The sequence below is a fragment of the Oenococcus sicerae genome, from assembly GCF_004102045.2.
GTDB lineage: Bacteria > Bacillota > Bacilli > Lactobacillales > Lactobacillaceae > Oenococcus > Oenococcus sicerae.
The window spans coordinates 516400-537730 of sequence record NZ_CP029684.2; the positions used below are offsets into that span (position 1 = coordinate 516400).

General features: G+C 40.2%; 21 protein-coding genes. 7 read left to right on the forward strand and 14 right to left on the reverse strand.

The annotated features are described in order from the left end of the window. Nucleotides 1-58 precede the first annotated feature (58 nt). Nucleotides 59-880 carry an exodeoxyribonuclease III gene (locus DLJ48_RS02625; RefSeq protein WP_128685664.1) on the forward strand — a complete coding sequence of 274 codons (822 nt, stop codon included), beginning with the start codon at nt 59-61 and terminating at the stop codon, nt 878-880. A 10-nt stretch (nt 881-890) separates the two neighbouring features. Here DLJ48_RS02625 and DLJ48_RS02630 read toward each other — a convergent pair whose 3' ends face one another. The 9 genes from DLJ48_RS02630 to DLJ48_RS02665 form a co-directional block, all read right to left on the reverse strand. After that, on the reverse strand, nt 891-2027 hold the full coding sequence (locus DLJ48_RS02630; RefSeq protein ID WP_128685666.1) for a toxic anion resistance protein: 1137 nt from the start codon (nt 2025-2027) through the stop codon (nt 891-893). Between the two features lie 8 nt (nt 2028-2035). Next, a complete protein-coding gene (locus tag DLJ48_RS02635) occupies nt 2036-3151 on the reverse strand; it encodes a hypothetical protein (protein WP_128685668.1) in 1116 nt (371 codons plus the stop codon). 77 nt (nt 3152-3228) lie between these two features. Next, nucleotides 3229-3372 (reverse strand): hypothetical protein, encoded by a 144-nt coding sequence (locus DLJ48_RS08460; RefSeq protein ID WP_165438697.1) that lies wholly within the window; start codon nt 3370-3372, stop codon nt 3229-3231. A 109-nt stretch (nt 3373-3481) separates the two neighbouring features. Then, entirely contained in the window at nt 3482-3949 is a 468-nt protein-coding gene (locus tag DLJ48_RS02640) for a peptidoglycan recognition protein family protein (protein WP_243148653.1), read from the reverse strand. Nucleotides 3950-3958: 9 nt separating this feature from the next. After that, nucleotides 3959-4492: a 3'-5' exonuclease gene (locus tag DLJ48_RS02645; RefSeq protein ID WP_128685670.1), complete on the reverse strand. Its 534-nt coding sequence runs from the start codon at nt 4490-4492 to the stop codon at nt 3959-3961. Continuing rightward, nucleotides 4489-4947, reverse strand: coding sequence for a tRNA (adenosine(37)-N6)-threonylcarbamoyltransferase complex ATPase subunit type 1 TsaE (gene tsaE / locus DLJ48_RS02650; RefSeq protein ID WP_128685672.1), 459 nt, complete (start codon nt 4945-4947; stop codon nt 4489-4491). The genes DLJ48_RS02645 and tsaE overlap by 4 nt, the downstream gene beginning before the upstream one ends. Nucleotides 4948-4962: 15 nt before the next feature. Continuing rightward, the gene (locus DLJ48_RS02655) at nt 4963-5814 is read right to left on the reverse strand and encodes an amino acid ABC transporter substrate-binding protein (RefSeq protein ID WP_128685674.1); all 852 of its coding nucleotides are present in this window, start codon (nt 5812-5814) and stop codon (nt 4963-4965) included. Beyond that, on the reverse strand, nt 5811-6452 hold the full coding sequence (locus DLJ48_RS02660; RefSeq protein WP_128685676.1) for an amino acid ABC transporter ATP-binding protein: 642 nt from the start codon (nt 6450-6452) through the stop codon (nt 5811-5813). Before DLJ48_RS02660 ends, DLJ48_RS02655 begins: the two co-directional genes overlap by 4 nt. Next, the gene (locus DLJ48_RS02665; protein WP_128685678.1) at nt 6452-7102 is read right to left on the reverse strand and encodes an amino acid ABC transporter permease; all 651 of its coding nucleotides are present in this window, start codon (nt 7100-7102) and stop codon (nt 6452-6454) included. The genes DLJ48_RS02660 and DLJ48_RS02665 overlap by 1 nt, the downstream gene beginning before the upstream one ends. A 434-nt stretch (nt 7103-7536) precedes the next feature. Here DLJ48_RS02665 and DLJ48_RS02670 point away from each other — a divergent pair, with 434 nt between their 5' ends. From DLJ48_RS02670 to DLJ48_RS02690, 5 genes are all read left to right on the forward strand, one after another. Then, a complete protein-coding gene (locus DLJ48_RS02670; RefSeq protein WP_128685680.1) occupies nt 7537-8544 on the forward strand; it encodes a LacI family DNA-binding transcriptional regulator in 1008 nt (335 codons plus the stop codon). Between the two features lie 118 nt (nt 8545-8662). Then, nucleotides 8663-9427 (forward strand): sugar phosphate isomerase, encoded by a 765-nt coding sequence (locus tag DLJ48_RS02675; protein WP_128685682.1) that lies wholly within the window; start codon nt 8663-8665, stop codon nt 9425-9427. After that, nucleotides 9421-10698, forward strand: a complete 1278-nt coding sequence (locus tag DLJ48_RS02680; protein WP_128685684.1) for a gluconate:proton symporter — start codon at nt 9421-9423, stop codon at nt 10696-10698. Before DLJ48_RS02675 ends, DLJ48_RS02680 begins: the two co-directional genes overlap by 7 nt. Nucleotides 10699-10716: 18 nt before the next feature. After that, entirely contained in the window at nt 10717-11499 is a 783-nt protein-coding gene (locus DLJ48_RS02685; RefSeq protein WP_128685686.1) for an SDR family NAD(P)-dependent oxidoreductase, read from the forward strand. Nucleotides 11500-11513: 14 nt separating this feature from the next. Then, nucleotides 11514-12449: a phosphoglycerate dehydrogenase gene (locus DLJ48_RS02690; protein WP_128685688.1), complete on the forward strand. Its 936-nt coding sequence runs from the start codon at nt 11514-11516 to the stop codon at nt 12447-12449. A gap of 108 nt (nt 12450-12557) precedes the next feature. Here DLJ48_RS02690 and DLJ48_RS08565 read toward each other — a convergent pair whose 3' ends face one another. Then, nucleotides 12558-12965, reverse strand: a complete 408-nt coding sequence (locus DLJ48_RS08565; protein WP_243148654.1) for a hypothetical protein — start codon at nt 12963-12965, stop codon at nt 12558-12560. Beyond that, complete coding sequence (locus DLJ48_RS08570) at nt 12953-13429, reverse strand: helix-turn-helix domain-containing protein (RefSeq protein ID WP_243148656.1); 477 nt, start codon at nt 13427-13429, stop codon at nt 12953-12955. The genes DLJ48_RS08565 and DLJ48_RS08570 overlap by 13 nt, the downstream gene beginning before the upstream one ends. 279 nt (nt 13430-13708) lie before the next feature. Between DLJ48_RS08570 and DLJ48_RS02700 the strand changes: the two genes are divergently transcribed. Beyond that, nucleotides 13709-17767, forward strand: a complete 4059-nt coding sequence (locus tag DLJ48_RS02700; protein WP_128685690.1) for a glycoside hydrolase family 70 protein — start codon at nt 13709-13711, stop codon at nt 17765-17767. A gap of 81 nt (nt 17768-17848) precedes the next feature. Here the strand turns inward: DLJ48_RS02700 and DLJ48_RS02705 are convergent, their stop codons facing one another. From DLJ48_RS02705 to DLJ48_RS02715, 3 genes are read right to left on the reverse strand one after another with little or no spacing between them, the layout of a single operon-like run. Then, a complete protein-coding gene (locus tag DLJ48_RS02705; RefSeq protein ID WP_128685692.1) occupies nt 17849-18787 on the reverse strand; it encodes a nucleoside hydrolase in 939 nt (312 codons plus the stop codon). 33 nt (nt 18788-18820) lie between these two features. Further along, complete coding sequence (gene rlmD / locus DLJ48_RS02710) at nt 18821-20203, reverse strand: 23S rRNA (uracil(1939)-C(5))-methyltransferase RlmD (RefSeq protein WP_128685694.1); 1383 nt, start codon at nt 20201-20203, stop codon at nt 18821-18823. Beyond that, nucleotides 20200-21237 carry a diacylglycerol kinase family lipid kinase gene (locus tag DLJ48_RS02715; protein WP_128685696.1) on the reverse strand — a complete coding sequence of 346 codons (1038 nt, stop codon included), beginning with the start codon at nt 21235-21237 and terminating at the stop codon, nt 20200-20202. Before DLJ48_RS02715 ends, rlmD begins: the two co-directional genes overlap by 4 nt. Nucleotides 21238-21331 lie beyond the last annotated feature (94 nt).

The window sequence follows — 21331 nt, forward strand, 5'->3', positions numbered from 1 at the left end:
TCTGCGATACTTTGATTTTATCATTGCTGATCACAATCCATGGTTTAGACTTACTTGTATGAACTTTATTTCTTGGAACATCGATAGTTTAAACGCTGCCATCGAACACAAGTCCCCACGAGGCTTGCTCACATATGAAACATTATCTAAAATTGCGGCTGCTCAGCCTGATTTCTTGTCCATACAAGAAACTAAATTGCCTCAAACGGGTTTAAGCAACAAACAAGATGAAAGTTTAGAAGCACTTTTCCCAGGCTACTTAAGATTTGTACGAACTAGCAACCCACCGGCCAAAAAAGGCTATGCCGGTGTTATGATCTTGGCTAAAAAAGCACCAATTTCATACGATAAACCCCGCCTCGATGTGCCAGATACAATGGATGACGAAGGCCGTGTCATTACGCTGGAATATGCTGATTTTTATCTATTGACCGTCTATACCCCAAATTCCGGTGATGGTTTAAAACGTTTGGAACTGCGCGGTCAATGGGACGATCAGTTTCGTGACTATCTTGACGGCTTATCCGAAAGAAAGCCAGTTATTTTTTCAGGTGATCTGAATGTTGCTCACACAGAAATTGATTTAAAAAATCCATCAACAAATCATGAATCAGCTGGTTTTACAGACCAAGAGCGGACTAAATTTGGTCAGTTGCTTGATTCCGGTTTTATTGATTCTTGGCGCTTCCAGCATCCGGACCAGGCACAATATTCTTGGTGGAGCCAGCGCAATCGTGCTGCTAAAGCTAATAATGCTGGTTGGCGAATCGATTATTATGTTGTCAGTGATTCACTTAAGGACAAAATAAAAAAAACCGGTATGCTGGATACCGGTACTCGAGCAGATCATGCACCCATTTTTTTGAAAATGGACTTTTAAAACATATTGATCAATTAATTTTGTTTTCTGAATCGCTAGGATAGTTTTGTTCGTGTGCAATTCTTCTCAGTTCTTCTTTCATTTGTTTTTCTAAGGCAACCAGATCCGTTTCCGCATGGGCACGCTGTTCACGGCCCTGATTTTGAATTTTAATAGTTTGCTGAATCGTATCGATCAAATTTTGCTGCGATTTTTTTAATGATTCAATATCAACCACACCACGATTACTTTCTTGAGCCGTATCTAATGCTGATTGCTTTAACATTTGCGAATTCTGTTCCAGCAGATGATTAGTTGTTTCCGAAACAGCTTTTTGTGTGTTGATCGCGTCGCGTTGTTTGAACAAAGTGAGCGCAATTGCGATCTGATTTTTCCATAAAGGAATTGCAGTATTGATCGATGACTGGATCTTTTCAGCTAATTGCCGATTAGTTGTTTGAACAAGGCGGATCTGCGGCGCTTGCTGAATCGCGATCTGACGTGTCAGTTTCAAATCGTAATCACGTTTTTCTAAAGTAGTTAGTGTTTGGTAAATATCTTGTACTGTTTGTGCATCTAACTGGTTTTGCGTTTTGGCAGCTCTTTTTTGTGCAGCTGACAGGATATTGTCACGGATGTCTTTCTCTTTGACTTCAGCCCCGGCAATATATAAATTTAATTGCTTGTAGTAAGCCAAATTGCGCTGATACAAGCCTTCCAACATCTTATTATCGTTAGTCAATCCTAGCTGCTGGCTAGATAGCTGTTCGGCTGCTCGATCAATTTGCTGACCAACTTTTTCATATTTAGCTTGTACTTCTAATGCTGATCGCTTAATCTTACCAAAAATTTTCGCAACGAAACTGGCTTTTTGCGGTGCCAATTCATCGGGCTTCGTCTCGCTGATCGTAACAACCAAATCACGCAGATTATCACCAATGGCGCCCAATTCTTTATTAGAGACCTGATCTAACACATTTTGAGAAAAATCCGAGATTTCTTTTTGAACATCCGAACCATAACTAATGATCTGTTCCGGATCGAGCCCGTCCAGTTGTTTGGCTAGATCTCTTGCTTTAATTTGATCATCAGGATTCAGGGTTGGCAAAACGGATGCTTTTAGCTCCTGCTGGCCTCTTTCTTCGGTCGAATCATTCATATTCGCCATTTGTCCTCCTAGACAGTCATACTGGTATGTTGACTATGTGCTTTTAAAGTCTGGGCGCGCAGGTACAAGTTTTTGCTTGGCAACAAACTTGTGTATTTTGTATTGCTATCGCGATCACCGATCAAAAGAGATAGTTCATACCCTTCAGCTAACTTCAAATCTAATTCTAACTGGCTTGGGTCCTTTAAATCATCAACTTTAATATCACTTATGTTTTCCCAAGCAATTCGTAATATTTTCTGTTCTTTTTTAGCTATTTTCTGCGGCTCAACAAATTCCAAACCAAAAGCTGTTAATTCGGCAAAACGCCGCCGTGTTTTTTTGGCACCTTTAAAAATAACAATCGGTGTTAAATCAGCTGTACTACCATCACTCACTCTTTTGGACCGGCTGCGATAATTGTCCAAATTCTTTTTTGCTTTGTCCAATAGTAAGTTGCTGCCATCTAAAATTGAACTGGCAAATTTATCAAATTTATTAGCAGCAGTGGCAAGATCCGGTTCATCAGCAGTTCCTGCAGTTGGCGTGCCACCAGCCTTTATATAGCTATCAATAAGCTGCTTTAATTCCGGGATCGCGATATCCTTCAAATCTTTTTGGGTGATCGTAAACGAACCATCCAGAGTGGCAATATACAACTGATAATTCAGACCAACGGTCGAAAGTTCCGTGTAGTACACGCGAGACCAGTCGTAGATAATTTTATGGCGGAAAAAGTACTTATGATCGACCCGAACCAGACCAAAATCACTGATTTCCAGATAAACCCAGCGACGAAAAGATGTCAGGAAAAAATATCCGGAAGCCAGAAGCAGGGTAAAGACGATGCTATAAAACAACCAGTTTTCTGGCATGTGGTTAAGCCAATATAAGGGGGCTAACAATAGCACAGCTGGCAAAATTTTCCACCAATCTCGACGATATACCAATAAGCCTGTCGTTTTCCTGATTTTTTTGGCTGCATTTTTTAATTTTTTGTTATTTTGGGAAATGGCACGATAAAAGAAATAAATGATCGCAGCCGGCAAAATCAAAGATGAGGCCAAACCGATAAAAGCCGCTAACAAATTAAAAAGCAAATAAATGCCCAGAAACCACAAAACAATTTTCCAAAATAACTTCATATCTCTATTTTATCCTGAATAGCAGCATAATTTAGCCTTATTCAGCATAAGAAAAGCCCGATATTCAATAAGGGGCTTCAAACTGGTTTTTCTTTTTTACTTTCTGTTTCTTTTTTATCGCTTAACTTAATCTTTGCGAAAAGATTGTCCATTGACGGATCATCCCCACCAATATTCGTCGTTTTAATCGACTGGAATTTTTCTTTTTTCTTTTTTGCCATAAGTATCACCTATTTAATCTTTTTCTAACTTCATTACGAAAATCAGACATTGTTTTTCCATGATAACGCCAGCAATGTTCCAGATCATGGCGGCCAGCTGCAACACCAGTCAAAAACCTTCATGATGACTGATAATATTGCCAGGAGCGATCTGAAACTGCTGACATAGCCAAAGTGATAATTGAATGTCGTCTTGCCAAACTTTCTCAAAATATTTTGCAAACACTGTCGAATCATAAACAATCAAATCAAAACTATCTTCAGCATACTCAATTCCAGCCGGTTCACAAGTCTCGATAGCAATGCGGGTAATTATTACCCTGCCGCCTGCATGCCAGCCGCAGATCATCCATGGCCAATACTGGTAGACAGCCTGATCATCCACAAAAGCATGGACAGCTGCTTCACGATTAATTTCACCAGCAGCAAGCGATTTATGCCACATTGTAAACCAATCAGCAGCCATAACATCAAGACAAGCTGTCGAATGAATCATAATGCCGGCTGGCAGTAAAGGAATGGCTTCTTTAAAACGATCATGACGGGTTATATAATTGCGAATAATTTTCAGCGCCATCCATTTCCCTTAAGTAAGTTTGGCGAAATCTTTGATCCGTGATTCACCAAAATGTTCAATTTCATAAATCAGAATTTCCGCTGCTGCCTGTGCATCATCAGCTGCATTATGATGGTGCGCCAAGTTCAGACCCAGATCAGCGACTACTGTATCTAGTTTATGGTTTGCCATTTCTGGATGAAATTTTCGAGAGACTGCCACCGTATCAAGACTAAGATAATGTGGCGCTTTCAAGCCATAATAATGTAGCGTTTGTTGCAAAACATTATTGTCAAAACGAATATTATGACCAACAACGATCGGATAATCACTGTACAAATTCTTAATTTCGTCCCAAACAGCCGGGAATTTTGGTGAATCAATCACATCATCAGCTGTCAATCCGTTAATTTCCGTATTCCAATACGAAAAAGCAGTCTCCGGTTTGATCAATGAATACCAATTTTGAGAAATTTTGTTATCAGCTACCAGAGTCAGCCCCAGCGACACAGCTGACCAGGGATCACTGCTAGCTGTTTCGAAATCCATTGCTAGAAAATTCATAGTGCTTTCAGAATCCTCTCATAATGACTACCAGATGCCGAAAAATCAATATTGCGACTGTCTCCAGCATAGGTAAAAGTGATTTTAAGATAGTGGTCAGGTAAAATATCACTCATATATTCAGGCCACTCAACCAAAGTCAAACCATCAGTTCCGATATAATCTTCGAAGCCTTGGTCAGCTGCCCCAATGCCTTCCAAACGATAAGCATCAAAATGATAAACAGGAAACGCCAAACCATGGCCGGTATACTGCTGCATGACTGTGAAAGTTGGTGAATTCACGATGATATTTTTATCCGCACCTAGTTCTTGAACTAAATCGCGCGTGAAAGTTGTTTTGCCGGCCCCTAGATCACCATACAATAGAATCAGATCGCCAGCCGACAAAAAACCCGCCAAACGATGTGCGAGTTTTCGACTGTCAGCTAATGTTTGTTGTTTAAAAATCAGCATCGACTAAATTTTAGCTTATTTCAGGTTGCTGTCGGCCTTACCAAACCATTTCTGCTGTAAAGATTTCATCTGACCATTTTTTTGGAATTTTTCCAAAACAGCATTTACCTTTTGACGCAATAACTTATCTGATTTTCTAAAACCGACCGCTGTATTGTCAGTTGGATAAGCGCCAGTGATGATCTGATAATCTTTAGAGTCCGATAGGTGTTGAATATAATAGCCCGCGTACATCGAATCAACCAAAATGCCTTGAATACGTCCAGCTTTTAGATCCATAAAAGCTTTATCAAACGTGTCATATTTCTCTACAGGACTTTTAACATACTTTTTCAACAAATTTTTATATTGACTGAATTGTGTATCAGCCGTTGAAGCATTTTGGACACCCAGTGTTTTGCCCTGCATGTCGGCAAAGGAACGCATTTTATACTTCGACAGAGTGACAAGTACTTGTGTACCTTTTTTGTAGGGAACTGAGAAGGCAACTTTTTTCTTGCGGGCCGCTGAGACTGTATAGCCATTCCAAATCGCATCGATCTGGCCATTATTCAATAGCTGTTCCTTAGTAGCCCAATTGATTGGTTCCCATTTAACTTTTATCCCTAATTTCTTGAATGTTTTATCAGCCAGATCAACATCAAAGCCAACTAACTTGCCTTGTTTGTTACGAAATCCCATTGGAATAAAAGTGTCATCTAAACCAATTGTTATTTTTTTGGCTTGATCGATCTTATACCAGCCGTCCGTCTTATTTGCTTTAGGTCTGAGCGTCACGTAACCGATGGCAGCAGCGATAATTGCAATGATCAGGACAACGATGCCGATATTGACAAATAATTTTTTCTTGCTATTAGATGTATTCATTTTGTTTTAACCTCTTCTTTAAAATCAAATATTCGATCCGAAATTTTTTTAGCAAACGGCATATCATGTGTAATGACCATTTGTGTGACTGATTTTGCTTTGAGTTCTTTAATAACATCAACGACCTGGTCAGTTGAAAATTCATCTAAAGCCGAGGTTGGTTCGTCGTAAGCTAGAATTTTGGGATCCATTGCTAGGGCCCGAGCAATAGCCACTCGCTGCTTTTGCCCGCCTGATAATTGGTAAGGATATAGACTGGCTTTATCTTCGATCCCGAGTTCGGCCAAGATATGTCGGGCTTTCTCCTCGGCATCTTGCTGCTGAACTTTTTTGACCAGTTGTGGTGCCAAACTAATATTTTCCAAAACTGTAAATTGCGGAAATAGATTAAAATCCTGAAAGATAACGCCAATTAGTCTATTTTGATTCTTCTCTGAAACATTAACCGGCTGCTGATCGATCAGCATACTGCCAGAATCTGCCGTTTCCAAACCGGCCATGATCTTCAGCAGCGTCGTTTTACCAATACCTGATGGCCCCACGATACTTAAAACATCGCCATTATTCACTTCAAGATCCAAATCTCGGAAAATGATTTTGCCATTATATGTTTTGGTTAAATTTTGAATTTTCAGCATTATTGCCACTCCCGATAATTTGCTTCGATTTTTTTCATGATCAAGGTCGCCAGTGCCGTAAAGAACAAATACAGAACAGCTACGATGACATACGGCAGCAGAGTCACATCAGCAACCGCGTGCCCTTGAGCAATGTAGAGAATATCCACAAGACTGATCACATATCCCAAAGAGGTATCTTTGATCAAATTGATCACTTCATTACCAAATGAGGGAAGAACGATTTTAAAGACTTGCGGCAAAACGATTTTTCTAAATGTTTGACCACGGCTAATACCCAAGACTTGAGCTGCATCGTACTGGCCTTGTGGAATCGCTTGAATGCCGCCACGAAAAATCTCAGCCAAATATCCAGCATAGTTTAGGATAAAGACGACAACTGCGGCTGTCATTTTTGGGAAAACAAGTTCATTATTCGTCGCGATCGGCAGTCCGCAGTAGACAAACATCAATTGCAGCATTAAGGGCGTTCCACGAATAATCCACACATAGGCATTTAATAGCCAGCGCAAAATAACAAACTGTGACCGCATACCAATTGCCATTAACACGCCAAGCGGCGTCGCACCAATTAAAGTAAAGATGAATAGACCGATCGTGATATTCAAGCCGCTTAAAATATCCGGCAAGATTGAAATAATGTAATTCATGTTTTCCTCCCTCTCAAAATAAATAAAAAAAGCCCCCTCAATCAATAAAGATTGAGAGGGCGTGTTACGCGGTTCCACCTCTTAATGCTGATCAATTACTTAATCAGCCTCATTGAGTCAAAGACTCTGACGATAACGGTGACCCGGCAGTATTTCGGCTGCACTCGCAGGTGTGGTTCACTTGAATCAAAGGCTAATTTCCAGCACTATCAGCTCTCTTGGCATCTCAACAAGTTACTCTTCTGTTCGTTGTTTTATTTATTTAATTGTCTAGAAGCTTACACGGCCGAAAATAATTTGTCAATCGTTTTTTAAAATAAAATGTACAAATAATCCAAAAGAGACGAATTTATGCAAAAGATATATCTAAAAAAGAAAATAACAAAGGAAAATAGTTCAAAATAGCTTATGCAGGAGTAAATGAACAGTCGGACATGAAAAATAATAAAAGGGCCACAATTAATGACGTTGCAAAAACGGCTGGAGTATCGATCACGACTGTGTCTCGCTATGTCAACGGCAACTACAATAAAATGTCGGCAAAGACACGGCAGAAAATTCAAACGGCTGTGAAAGAGGCTGACTACCACGTTAATCGACAAGCACAAATGCTTAAAAGACAAAACAGTCACTTGATCGGTGTCGTTGTTGCAGATGTTGAAAATTTTTTTTCCTCTTTACTTTTTAAAGGAATTGATGAAATTCTATCCCAAAATGCTTTTCAAATCATTCTGATGAATTCTAATAACTCCAAGGCCAAGGAGCACCAACAAATCGAGCGCTTATTAGAACTCCAGGTAGATGGTATTATTTTGCAGCCTATGGGCCACAGGGCTGCTGAATATCGTTTTTTAAAAAAACAAAATGTGCCAACTGTGATAGTTGATCGCCGAATTGAACATGCGGTCTGGCCAGAAGTCGTGACTGACAATTACGAATACTCAAAAAAACTCGGTGAATTAATGCTGGAAATGCAATATCCGCAAATTCTAGTTCTCAGCGAATCAGTTAATGAGAATACCGCTCGAAAAGAGCGTTATTCAGCTTTAAATGATCTAAAAAAGAATCATCACTTTATTTTAGGATTGATCGAAGTCGCAGAAAATACTTCAGATCACGAAATTTTCGATATTTTAAAAGAAAAAACACACAACTTTCAAATTAAAACAGCTGTTTTTGCCATTAAAGGCCCTCTTTTACTACGATTGATGCGAATCCTAACTCAGCAGCATATTATCGTTCCTGATCAGTTAGGCTTATCAGCTTTCGATGATTGGGAATGGGCAAAATTAACTCACCCTTTAATTACAGCGGTTCAACAAGACCCTAAATTAATTGGCAGTACAGCTGCAAATGTACTGTTAAAAGAAATAACGGAAAATAATTTCGAACAAAAATTAGTGACAGTCAAGAGTGAATTGATCGTTGGCCATTCTTTGTGAAATTTATATAAAATCATTGACAGTATGAAAAATCCATTGTAAGATTTATTTGGCTCTTTAGGAAAACGTTTTCATTATCGAAAAGAACTAAAAACTAAAAAACTAGGAGGTCCTTTCAATGAAAAACAATCAAATTGTCATTAATACATTGGTATTACAGCACCAACACGAGAATGGACAGACACAGATACAGCTTGTTGACCAACTTATCAACGCTGGAATTTGGAACATTGAAGTTCGTCGAGAATATTTTAAACATAACTTACGTGAAATGGAAGCGCTTAATCATGCAAAATTGGGAAAACGTTTAACCTTATTTTATTCAGTCCCAGACGTTCTTTTCGTTGACGGAGAGATAAATTCCAGGTTAACGCAATATTTTTCTGAAGCACTATTGTTTGGTGCTAGTTATGTCAAATTAAATATTGGTGATTTTGGCACTTACAAAGGAAATTTAAAAAAAGAAATTGAAGCCATTCAGCCAAAAAATGTTCAACTGGACGTCGAAAATGATCAGACTGTTTTGAATGGATCAGCTGATAATATTCTCGCTTTTCTCCAAAGCGCTCGAAAAAATGCTGTGAATATTGGCTTTGTCAATGATTTAGGCAATTGGATCTTCACAAAGCAGGATGCGGTTCAAGCAAGTCAAAAGCTTTCATCGTTTACACGCTATATCCATATTAAAAACTATGTTTTAAAAGGCGACAAAGCAGAAACGGTTTCAATTGATCAGGGATTATTAGACTGGAAAAAACTGCTGGATTTAAATGATCCGAATTTACCAGTTGCTTTGGAATACCCAGTGGACACCATGGATAATTTAAAAACTGATATTGGTCTTCTTGAAAACTATTTAGAAAGCCGACAAACTAAATCATGAACTTAATCATCGGTATTCTATTACTACTAACTTTCTTGGGATTCATTTATTTCGTCATGCGCGGCGGCAATATCATGATCGGCTTTTTCTTCATGGCACTTTTGTGGACGATCATCGGCGGTATTCCCTACAAAGTTGCCATCAACGACATTTTTTCACAACCGGCACTAGATTACGGTTCCACGATCGTCGTTATTATTTTCGGATCTTGGTTTGGAAGAGTTCTTGTTGATACAAATATCGCTGGATCAATTAGCGAACAAACAATTCGTGTCAGCAAAAAACACCCAATTATGGCCGCCATTCTAGTCTGTATCGTCACCTCTTTTATCTTTACGAGTTCTTATGGTGTCGGTGCAGTCATTGCGGTCGGTGTTATATTACTACCGATTCTCGAATCACTTGGTTTGCCGAAGAACGTCTCGGTCGTTGCTTTCGTTTTGTCAGTCGGCGCACCAATGTATGTCAATATCGTGATTATTAAACAAATTCAATTATTTTTCCCAAAAGTTCTGTACGCAAGCAAATATCTTACCTATGGCTTTGCGGCAATGATCGTGCAGATGCTCGTTGTCATACTTTTTATTCTCGTGCATGCAAAAGTAATTCATGTTAACGAAGAAAAAATCGAAAATCAGCATCTCGACGACAAAAAGAAATCAGCACCGATCTACAGCTACTTCATTCCGGTCATGCCAGTCTTTATGAATTTAACCTTTGGCTGGCAGCCAGTACCAGCCTTGTTACTATCAATTATTTTGGCACTCTTATTAACCGGAAATATGTCCTCATATCATCACTGCCTAGATATGATCAACGCCACAATCAATAAATCAGTATCCGATATCTCAGGGCTGCTAGTCATGCTGTTTATTTTGACAATGTTTAGTGCGGCCGCTATCAAAAACACTGCTCGTTTCAGCACGATCTTGCATAATGTTATTCCTCACGATCCATTGGTCATTGCAATTGTTTTCGCTATTTTAGCGCCGCTGGCTTTGTTTAGAGGACCGCTGATGGTCTGGGGGGCTGGTTCTGCCACGGCGGCCGTGATTGCCGGAACTGGTTTTTTCAATCAGTATTTTGGATTTGCTCTAATCGTCGTACCAGCAGTTTCAATGGCTGTATCGGCTTGTATTACTCAGTCTTGGAATCTATGGGCACTAGAGTACACAAACTTAGATACGAAAAAATTCTTAATGACTGGTGTTCCGTGGGCTTGGGGTACATGTGCCTTAAATCTGCTGTTAGCAGTTGTCATGTTCAATTAAATTTTTATGGAGGAAAAAATGAAAAATCTAAAGGAATTCAGCAGCGAGTGGTTTCGCTTAGATAATAAAACAGCCATCATTACTGGTGGTGCATCTGGACTTGGGCAATATTACACTCAGGCCCTAATGAAATCTGGTGCTGACGTTCTGGTCGTCAGTCATAGCGAAAACGGCTGGCAGCAGACGGCAGACCTAGTTAAAAACAGCGGTCGCAAAATCGAATTTTTAAAGGAAGATATTACTAAAGCTGGTGCAGCTGAAAAAATTGTCGCTACTGCCATAAAAAAATTTGGTCATATTGATATTTTGATTAACAATGCCGGTCTGCAACGACGAGGCAGCTGGAAAGAATTCAAGGACACAGATTGGCAAGCAGTGATCGAACTCAATTTAAATGCTGGTTATTATCTATCACATGCTGTTGCCCGAATAATGGCCGAGCAAAAATCTGGAAAAATCATTAACATTGCCTCGATGCAATCTTATCGAGCTGGAAAATTTATTTTCCCCTATACAGCTAGCAAACATGCCGTAGTAGGATTGACAAAAGCCTACGCGGATGCACTGGCAACAGATAATGTTCAAGTTAATGCCTTGGCACCAGGCTACATCGATACACCAATGACACAGGCTTTGCGTGACGATAAAGCACGTAATACAGAAATTTTAGCTCATATTCCAGCTAATCATTGGGCTGATCCATCCGAGTTGATGGGTGCCATTGTCTTCTTGTCCAGCGCGGCATCGGATTACATCACTGGCGTTACTTTGCCGGTTGATGGTGGTTATTTATTAAGATAAAGGAGAATTTAAAAATGAAAGTCGTTGTACCTAAATTATTATCACAGGCAGGCAAGGATTACCTGACTGACCACAATTTTGACTTGATCGAAGCTGCTGACAATAGTCAAGAAAGTATTTTGAAAGTCGGCAAAAATGCTGATGGCATTATTTTAATGACAGATCCATTTGATAATAAGACCTTAGAGCAGTTTCCAAATTTAAAAATTATTGCTCGTCATGGCGTTGGTTTTGACAATGTTGACTCGCAATTCGCTGGAAAACATGGTGTTTGGGTAACGATCACACCAATGGCCAATGCAGCTACAGTCGCTGAAACGACCATTGCTGAGATCTTAGATCTATCAAAAAATCTGACAAAAATATCAGATGAGATGCGTCAAGGACATTTCGATTATAAGTCCAGCCACATGGGCTTTGACCTAGCGAACAAAAAATTGGGTGTCATGGGTTACGGCCGAATAGGCAGACTAGTTGCGAAAAAGGCTGACGCCTTAGGAATGGATGTCCTGATATTTGATCCTTTTGTCAAAGAAACAGCAGTTGGCCGCTTAGTTGATCGTGATACCTTGATCAGCCAATCAGACGTGATCACCTTGCATTTAGCTGTTACCGATGAAACCACGCACGCTTTTGGGAAACGTGAATTTGCTATGATGAAAAAATCTGCTTCGCTGGTCAATTTAGGTCGTGGTGCACTAGTTAACGAACAAGATCTTATCAACGCTTTGAGAACAAAAGAAATTCAGTCTGCTGCTCTTGATGTTTTTGAAGACGAACCACTTCCACTAAGCAGTGATTTTTATACATTGGATAATGTGCTATTAACACCGCATATTGCCTCAAACACAGTGGAGTGCATGGCACGCATGGCCGTGGATTCTGCTAGCGAAGTCGTACGGGTTCTATCCGGCGAGCAGCCAAAATGGGCAATTAATCAAGTCAAGTAAGCAGATAAAATATATACTGATCAAAATTAAAGTCCAACAGCAATTGTTGGACTTTTTTAGCAGTCTATGTTGACGCTTATTGTTTGCAATGAAAAATCATTATTTGGTCTACGAACCAGAACTAGTGCTTTTTAAAAATCGGTCAAAAAGGCCAATCGTGCTGTCGCTATGTAGATAAGCAGCAATACGATAAGCATGTTTAATTTTTTCATTTTGTTTGCCTTGATGCTGGACACGGTTTTCGACAATACCGGTCAAAAACAGCAGCCAGGTTTTGAAATTAAAATTAACCGACTGGTGTATTTGCCAAGATTCGGCTATAGTCAACAAATAACTAGTCATCTGTCGTTCTTGGCCGATAATGCTGCTGCTTAAAGCAGAGATAAGCATCTGGCCAATACCAATAGAGACACAATTTGAAATTTTCTTAAGCTGATTACATCTCATAATATGTGTAATGTAAGGTTTTATTTGTTTAATATCTAGTAAATTTAGCGTCCAAGTTAAAAGACGCAAGTCATAATATTGCCATTCTTGGACATCGAAAAAAAATTGATCAATTTATTTTTTTCACTGATACTAGCATGCTTATTAGTATCAAGACGGCATATTGTGGCTTTGATCATCATTGTCTGATGAAAAATCAATCGATTCATTTTCTTGTCACGATACTGTCGACGATAAAATATCCATAGTTGCTGCAACTGCTGACGATCATTTCGAACATAGGCATGCAGCAAAATTGTTTCCAACTTTTCAATATTAGATTCCTCAAGCCCGAACACAGAACAAAAATATTCATCGAATGAGATATTCAACGTTTTGCAAAGCAAATAAAGTGTATAGTCGCTAGGTTCAGTTTGATTATTTTCTATATGCGACACAGTTGATTGAGAACCAACTAAGTCGCCTAACTGTTTCTGAGAAATGCCTCTTAACTTTCTGATTTGTTTGATGATAGATCTGTGTATTTCACTCATTTTTTAATCAACTCGCCAATATGCAATTCTGCATATTTATCATTTTTATTTTTTCCCAATTGTATATTGGAGAAATTGGGCGGTGGCATCGAGTTGAATATTGACAACAATGTTAAACGTTGACCATATTTAATAAGCCCCCCAATTGGATTAACACAATGTATTGAAAACATCAGTCGTTGCAGGTTTAGCAATTCATTATAGGGATAATTAGCAAATTGATTAACGACGTTGTTCAACAAAAGTTGTGTTCCATTAAGAAGGGACAGGAAGAATTTAGTGAGAGAGAAAGAAAAAATTGTTCGAAAAAAGTTATACAAGTCTGGCAAAAATTTTGTGATCGCAAGTGTCCTATCACTAGTTGGAATCAGCGGATTCGGTCTATCAGCTAGTGCTGAAAGCACGGTTGCAAATCCAGTAGCTGCCACAGCAGCAGCTCAGACAGATCAAGCAGCCACGACCGATCCGGTAAAAGAAGCAGCAGCCACAACGGCAGATACCAAGACCAATGATTCACTGCCAAACAGCACGACAAGCACAGACCCGAAACCAACCGATACAGCAAGCAGCGACAAAGACCTGGGCACCTCCCCAACAGCTTCACTAGTGAGTCAAACCACTCAGATTACAGCCAATGATACCAGCAGTCAGTTGTCAAATCAAAATAATACTAGCAGTCAGCAAACCGGTTATAGTGCTAAAAATATTCAAACGATCAACGGCAAAACTTATTTTATTGATGAAAATGGTCAAGCCAAGAAAAATTTCGCGATCACAGTAGATGGGAAACTTTTATATTTCGATAAAGATAGCGGCGCTTTGGCCTCCACTGACACTTATCAGTTCCAGCAAGGGTTATCCAGCGAAAATGATGATTACAGCAAGCATAATGCTGCTGCAGGTGTGAGTGAAGACAACTATACATCTGTTGACGGCTATTTGACCGCCGATAGTTGGTATCGCCCCAAAGATATTTTGTCCGATGGTCAAGACTGGACAACATCCTCAGCCAACGATATGAGGCCTTTATTAATGACATGGTGGCCGGATAAGACAACTCAAGTTAACTATCTAAACTATATGAAAAGTCTAGGCCTCAGTGATGAGCAGAATGCTTTTACTAATAACGACAGCCAAGATTTTCTCAATCAAGCTGCTGAAAATATACAAGCTAAAGTTGAACATAAAATTAGTCAAGCAGGCCAAACGCAATGGTTGAAAGATATCATGACAGCCTTCGTTAAAAGCCAGTCCAATTGGAATATCAGTAGTGAATCGCAAACAACCGGTGATGATAAGGACCATTTGCAAGGTGGTGCTTTGCTGTACGTCAACAGCGGCCTCACACCCGATGCTAATTCTGATTATCGTTTATTAAACCGCACACCAACTAACCAAACCGGCACACCTTTATACAAAATTGATCCAACACAAGGCGGCTATGATTTTCTTTTAGCTAATGATGTTGATAACTCCAATCCAGTCGTTCAAGCTGAGCAATTAAATTGGATGTACTATCTAATAAATTTTGGTTCGATCACGAATAACGATCAAGATGCTAATTTCGATAGTATCCGCATCGATGCAGTTGATAATGTCGATGCCGACTTGCTGCAGATCGCAGCCGACTATTTTAAGGCAGCTTATAGTGTTGATCAAAATGATGCCTTATCAGATCAGCATCTTTCCATTCTTGAAGATTGGAGTGACAATGACGCTGAATATGTTAAAAATAACGGTGATAACCAGTTATCAATGGACAATAAAATGCGATTGTCTTTGAAATATTCATTAACAATGCCTTTTACTGATAAAAATGGTCATCAGCAAAGAAGCGGTTTGGAGCCCTTGATCACAAACAGTCTGGTCGATCGCAGCAATGATTCAGCCACGAATGGTGCACAACCAAATTACTCTTTTGTACGTGCTCATGATTCTGAAGTTCAGACGGTTATCGCTGAAATTATTAAAGAAAAAATTGATTCTAGCTCCGATGGTTTAACACCAACGGCAGATCAATTAGCTGCGGCCTTTCAAATCTACGATGCCGATCAATTGCAGACTAATAAACAATTTACGCAATATAACATCCCCAGTACTTATGCACTTCTGCTGACAAATAAAGATACGGTACCACGTGTTTATTATGGTGATTTATTTACTGATGATGGTCAGTATATGGCCAGCAAATCGCCTTATTATGATGCGATCAATAATCTGTTGAAATCACGGATCAAATATGCTGCCGGCGGCCAAAAGATGGCGATTCAATATATGCAGGGCAGTCAGGACATGCCAAACGACAGTTATCGCGGTGTTTTGACTAGTGTCCGCTTTGGTCAAGAGGCCATGACAGCTCAAGATATCGGCAGCAGGCAAACACGCACAGAAGGTATGGCGGTTATTCAAAGCAATAATCCCGATCTTAAATTAGCTGTCAATGATAAAGTTGTCGTCAATATGGGGGCTGCGCATAAAAACCAAGCTTATCGGCCAACACTGATCACGACAGTCAATGGCCTTGATAGTTACGAATCTGATCAATCAGTGCCGGCAAACGATATCAAATATACGAATGCGCTAGGACAATTAATTTTTAACAGCTCTGATATTTTCGGCACGGCCAATCCGCAAGTTTCTGGCTATTTAGCTGTCTGGGTACCAGTCGGTGCTGCCGATACGCAAGACGCACGTACACAAAGCAGCGAACAAACAACAACCGATGGCCAAACACTGCATTCTAATGCAGCACTTGATTCACAAGTAATCTATGAAGGTTTCTCTAACTTCCAGTCCATCCCGAACCAAACATCGAACTATGCCAATGTAAAAATTGCTGAAAATACCGAACTTTTTAAGAGCTGGGGCATCACAAATTTTGAATTCCCACCACAATATCGCTCCAGCACGGACAAGAGTTTCTTAGATTCAATTGTCCAAAATGGATATGCCTTTACTGATCGCTATGATTTAGGTTTCAATACACCGACTAAATATGGCACAGTCGCTCAATTACGAGATGTGATCAAAGCACTGCATGCTACAGGCATTTCAGCCATGGCTGACTGGGTCCCGGATCAGATCTATAATTTGACCGGTCTTCAGATCGTGGCTGCGACCCGCGTTAATGATTCCGGTATCTATGACGAAGATTCTGTCATAGACGATTCTCTTTATGCAGCCCAAATTAAAGGCGGCGGTGCTTACCAAGCTTTGTATGGCGGTGCTTTTCTGGATCAAATCAAGGCACGATATCCATCCCTGTTTCAGGTGAAACAGATTTCGACCGGCATGCCGATGAATCCTGACGAAAAAATTGCCGAGTGGTCAGCTAAATACTTCAACGGCAGCAATATTCAAGGCCGTGGTGCTTATTATGTTTTAAAGGATTGGGCCAGCAACAATTATTTCGAAGTCGTTTCCGCTAATCACGCTAATGCTTTTTTGCCAAAACAATTATTAAACGAAAGCTCAGACACAGGCTTTATCTCAGACGGTCAAGGCATCAACTACTATTCAACCAGCGGTTACCAGGCTAAAAACACTTTCATTGAAGACAGTGATGGCAACTGGTATCATTTCGATGAAAACGGATATATGCAAATCGGTTTTCAAATGATTAATAATAAACATTATTATTTCTTAACAAATGGGATCGAGCTTCAAGATGCCTACTTGCAAGATGCCTCGGGTAAAAGTTATTACTTCGATCAGCGCGGCCAAGGTTCCTGCAATGATTACTACATGGATAAAAATAAACAATGGCGCTACTTTGACCAAAATGGTGTCATGGCTCAGGGCTTGACGTCAGTGACATTAGCCGGCAGCAAACATGATCAATATTTCGGTCTATCAGACGGCATACCAGTAAAAGGACAAGCTGTCAGAGATGCCAACGGACAGTTGCGTTATTTTGCCTCAGATTCTGGTGACATGATCGTCAATCGTTTTCAAAAATTATCAGATGGATCATGGGCTTACTTTGCTGCTGATGGCATTGCCTTAACAGGACTTCAAAAAATTGCCGGTCAAACATTATATTTCGATCAACAGGGTCGACAGATCAAAGGTAAAGAAGTGAGTGACAATCAAGGGAACTTACACTATTTTGATGCTGATTCCGGTGACATGCTCACAAACCGTTACGCAGAATTATCAGATGGGTCGTGGGCTTACTTTGCTGCTGATGGCATTGCCTTAACTGGTGATCAAACGATCAATGGCCAGCATCTCTATTTTGACGATCAAGGCCGACAGATCAAAGGACGCAGTATTGTCGATGATAGCGGCACAACACATTATTACGATGCCACTTCCGGTGAATTAGTCGCCGATTGATATTATTTTAAGAAACAAGCATCATAAAAAGCCTGCTTAAGCAGGCTTTTTTGTTTTAACTAATTTTTATCCAAAAAGGTCTTAATTGCTTTTTTGACCCAGCTGATCGATCAATTCAAAGAAGCGATCATGATCGACTTTCGTAACCAACGTGACCGGACGACCGCCATCAGTTTCAAAGGTTCGACCGGCCGATTGGCCACTAACAGAGACATCGCTAGTGACTTGTTTGCTCTGAACAACATCCGGAAATTCACTATAAAGGGTCGTTAGAACATCCCACATGAAATAAGTTGAATTTGTTTCAAAATGTTCCAAGGGTGGAACTAAAGCATATCCTTGACCGATCAGATCCAGTGCTGGAAAACGGCGTTCCGAAGCCCAATGCTGGCGAATATCGCGAGTCAAAGGCACCTGCCGTGTGCTTTCCAAGCCAACCATGTGAATTTCAATCTCACTATCCCAAACCTTTTTGACTGCTTGAGGATCCCAGTAAGCATTCCACTCAGTGGTACCATCTTGCTCGGGCTCTGCCACGTTACCGCGATTGTCCATCGTGCCGCCCATCCAGTATAATTTTTCAATTTTTTTGGTAATCGTTGGTTCGATTTCAAGGGCACGGGCTAAATCACTCAAAGGACCCGTCATGACTAGTGTTGTTTTCTCAGATTCAGCCAACAATTTTTCGATCAGATCCAAATGGGCTGGCTTAGCTGCAGCCTGTGTTTTGATTTGACCGCTTTCATTCAATAGCGGAAAAGCATCAAAAGAAAAAGCATCCATGCGCCACTCTTTAGGAAAAGGATGTACGGCTCTAGAATCAGAGGCAGCTGGGGTAATTTTGCGGCCTTGGCCAAATCGATCAATGAGTTTGCGCGTGGCTGATAAGGCTGGTTCTAAATATGAATCAGCTCCCATGACACCAACACCCGTCAGATTGACGTCATCCATTTGCATTAACAACAGCAAAGAAACTAAATCATCAACACCGCCATCATGGCTGAAATAAACATTATGCATTTTCTAATTCTCCTAGAACGTATTTTAAATGACTCAGTCAGATCCGGTTTGAAAAACTGTGATCGATTCGACGTGCATCGTTTGTGGAAATTGGTCAATCGGTAAAACAGGTTTAGCAATGCGATAGCCTTCTGATTTGATCAAAACAGCATCTCTCGCTAAAGTAGCCGGATTGCAAGAAATGTAGATCAATTTGGCCGGTCTCATCATGCCAAGTGCCCGAATCAAGTCGATCGTTAAACCTTTTCGAGGTGGATCAACAAAGACCAGATCTGGTTTGATCCCTTGCTGTGCCCAAATGGCAAACTGTTTTGGCGCATCTTCAGCAATAAATTCGGCATTTTGAATGTGATTGGCTAGTAAATTCTTTTGAGCATCATCAACGGCCGATTTCACGACTTCAACACCAATGACTTTTTTAACTTGATCAGCAATCGACAAGCCGATCGTCCCAATGCCCGAGTAAGCATCTATCGCAAGTTCGTTTCCTTTAAGTTCAGCCAATTGAGCCGCTTTCGTATATAAAATAGCTGTCGTTTGTGGGTTAACCTGATAAAAAGAATTGACTGCAATTTCGAAATCAAGACCCAATAATGTATCGTGAATCACGGGTTCACCAAACAGAATGCGATTATCCAGACCTAGCTGGACGTTTGTCTGCTTGGGATTATAATTCAAGATCAAGCTGGTTAAATCTGGTATTTTCGCAGTTATTGCAGCAATGATCGACCGCTCTTGCGGCAGCTTTTTTTTCGTCGATATGATCGCGATCATCATTTGCCCTGTGTGATAGCCGCGCCGCACCAAAATGTAGCGCAACAAGCCTTGACGGGTGATCTCATCATAAGCCGTTATGTGAAAATCGTTTAAAACATCGCGAACAGTGCCAACAGCAGCGTCAATTTTCGGATCATTAAGATAATAATCATTGATCGGTACCAGCTTATGCGAGCCGCGCCGATAAAAACCAGTCACTAGTTTGCCATTTTGAAATTTGACCGGAATAACGGTCTTATTGCGATAATGAGTCGGATCGGCCATTCCTAATGTTGGTAAAATCTCAACGTCATCAATACCCGCTTTGTGAAACAACTGCTGAATCTGCTTTTGCTTAAAAACCAGCTGTGCTGGATAAGCCAAATTTACCAAGGGTGCAATGCCGCTCGCGATCATCTCGGGATGTTTAATTGTCACACGGTCAGCGGAGACTTTGATCCTATCGATCACGCGACCAAAAGCGTAAGAATTCAAAACACGTGTGACAGATAACTTGATGACCTCGCCAGGCAGTGCATCAGCTACAAAAATCGGAAAATCAGCTACTTTCACAACGCCGAGTCCTTCATAAGTTAGATCGACAACATCAGCAATTAATTCTTGATTTTTGACTAAATCGGAATAACTTTTTTTGTTCACTTGTGTGTGCCTGAATTCTTTTTCATTTCTTTAGAAGCTGTTTTGAATTCTTCTTCAGCTCTTTTAATCATAACTTCGTTTGCTGTTTGTGCTTTTGTTCTAGAACCGGGTTTCATTTTGGAAGTCTCAGCGATAAATTCAATGTGCCCTTGCAGATTTTTAAAAGTCATTGGTGCAACACCGCCGAATTCACCATCCAGGTTAACTTTCATTTTGTCATTAGATAAGGGTTCCACTTTGACCTCGCTGGTTTTAATATAAGTCACTAGTTTATCTTTGATATGCGAACCATTATTAAGCGCTTTTGTGATCAAATTGAAAAGCTGCGCTATATTAGATTTTTCGACAATTAATAAAGAAAATTTGCCGTCATCTAATTTTGCATCAGGAACAATTTTTTCAAAACCACCGACTGAATTAGTCAAAGCCAGCAAGATCATACTGACGTCGCCTTCAAATTGACCGCCATCATAAGTGATGCGAACTGGTACAGATTGAATACGCGTAATTAATTCGGCACCTTTCGTGATATAAGCTAAATAGCCGTAAAGTGTCTTTAACATCGATGGTACTTCATAAGTCAGTTCTGAAAGCGTTCCGAGCGCGCCGATATTCATAAAATAATTAAGCTGTGCATTCCCGGAAGTAATTTCACCAATGTCCATTTTGATCGTTTCATGCCGATTGATCGTCTTGGCCGATTCAACTAAATCATCCCGCGGAATTTTTAAAGCTCTCGCATAATCATTGGTTGTGCCAGACGGAATCACAGCCATGAGAGGGCGTGTTTCCAAACTAGAAATACCATTCACGACCTCATTGACAGTGCCGTCGCCACCAGCAGCCACGATCAAATTAAAACCATCTTCAGCAGCACGCCTTGCTTCATCACGCGCTGAAAAAGCCTTTGGCGTTGTCTCATAAATGGACGTTTCATAGCCGGCTTTTTCGTAAACTTTCATGATATCTAATAAATCGCGTTGGATCGCTTCACGACCAGAGGATGGGTTATAAATAATTCGAGCTCGTTTCATATATTTTCATTATAGAGGAAACGCATTCCAGCAAGAGCAATTGATCATAATCTCAAAATAAAAACCACTTTTAAAAGTGGATTAAAACACAACA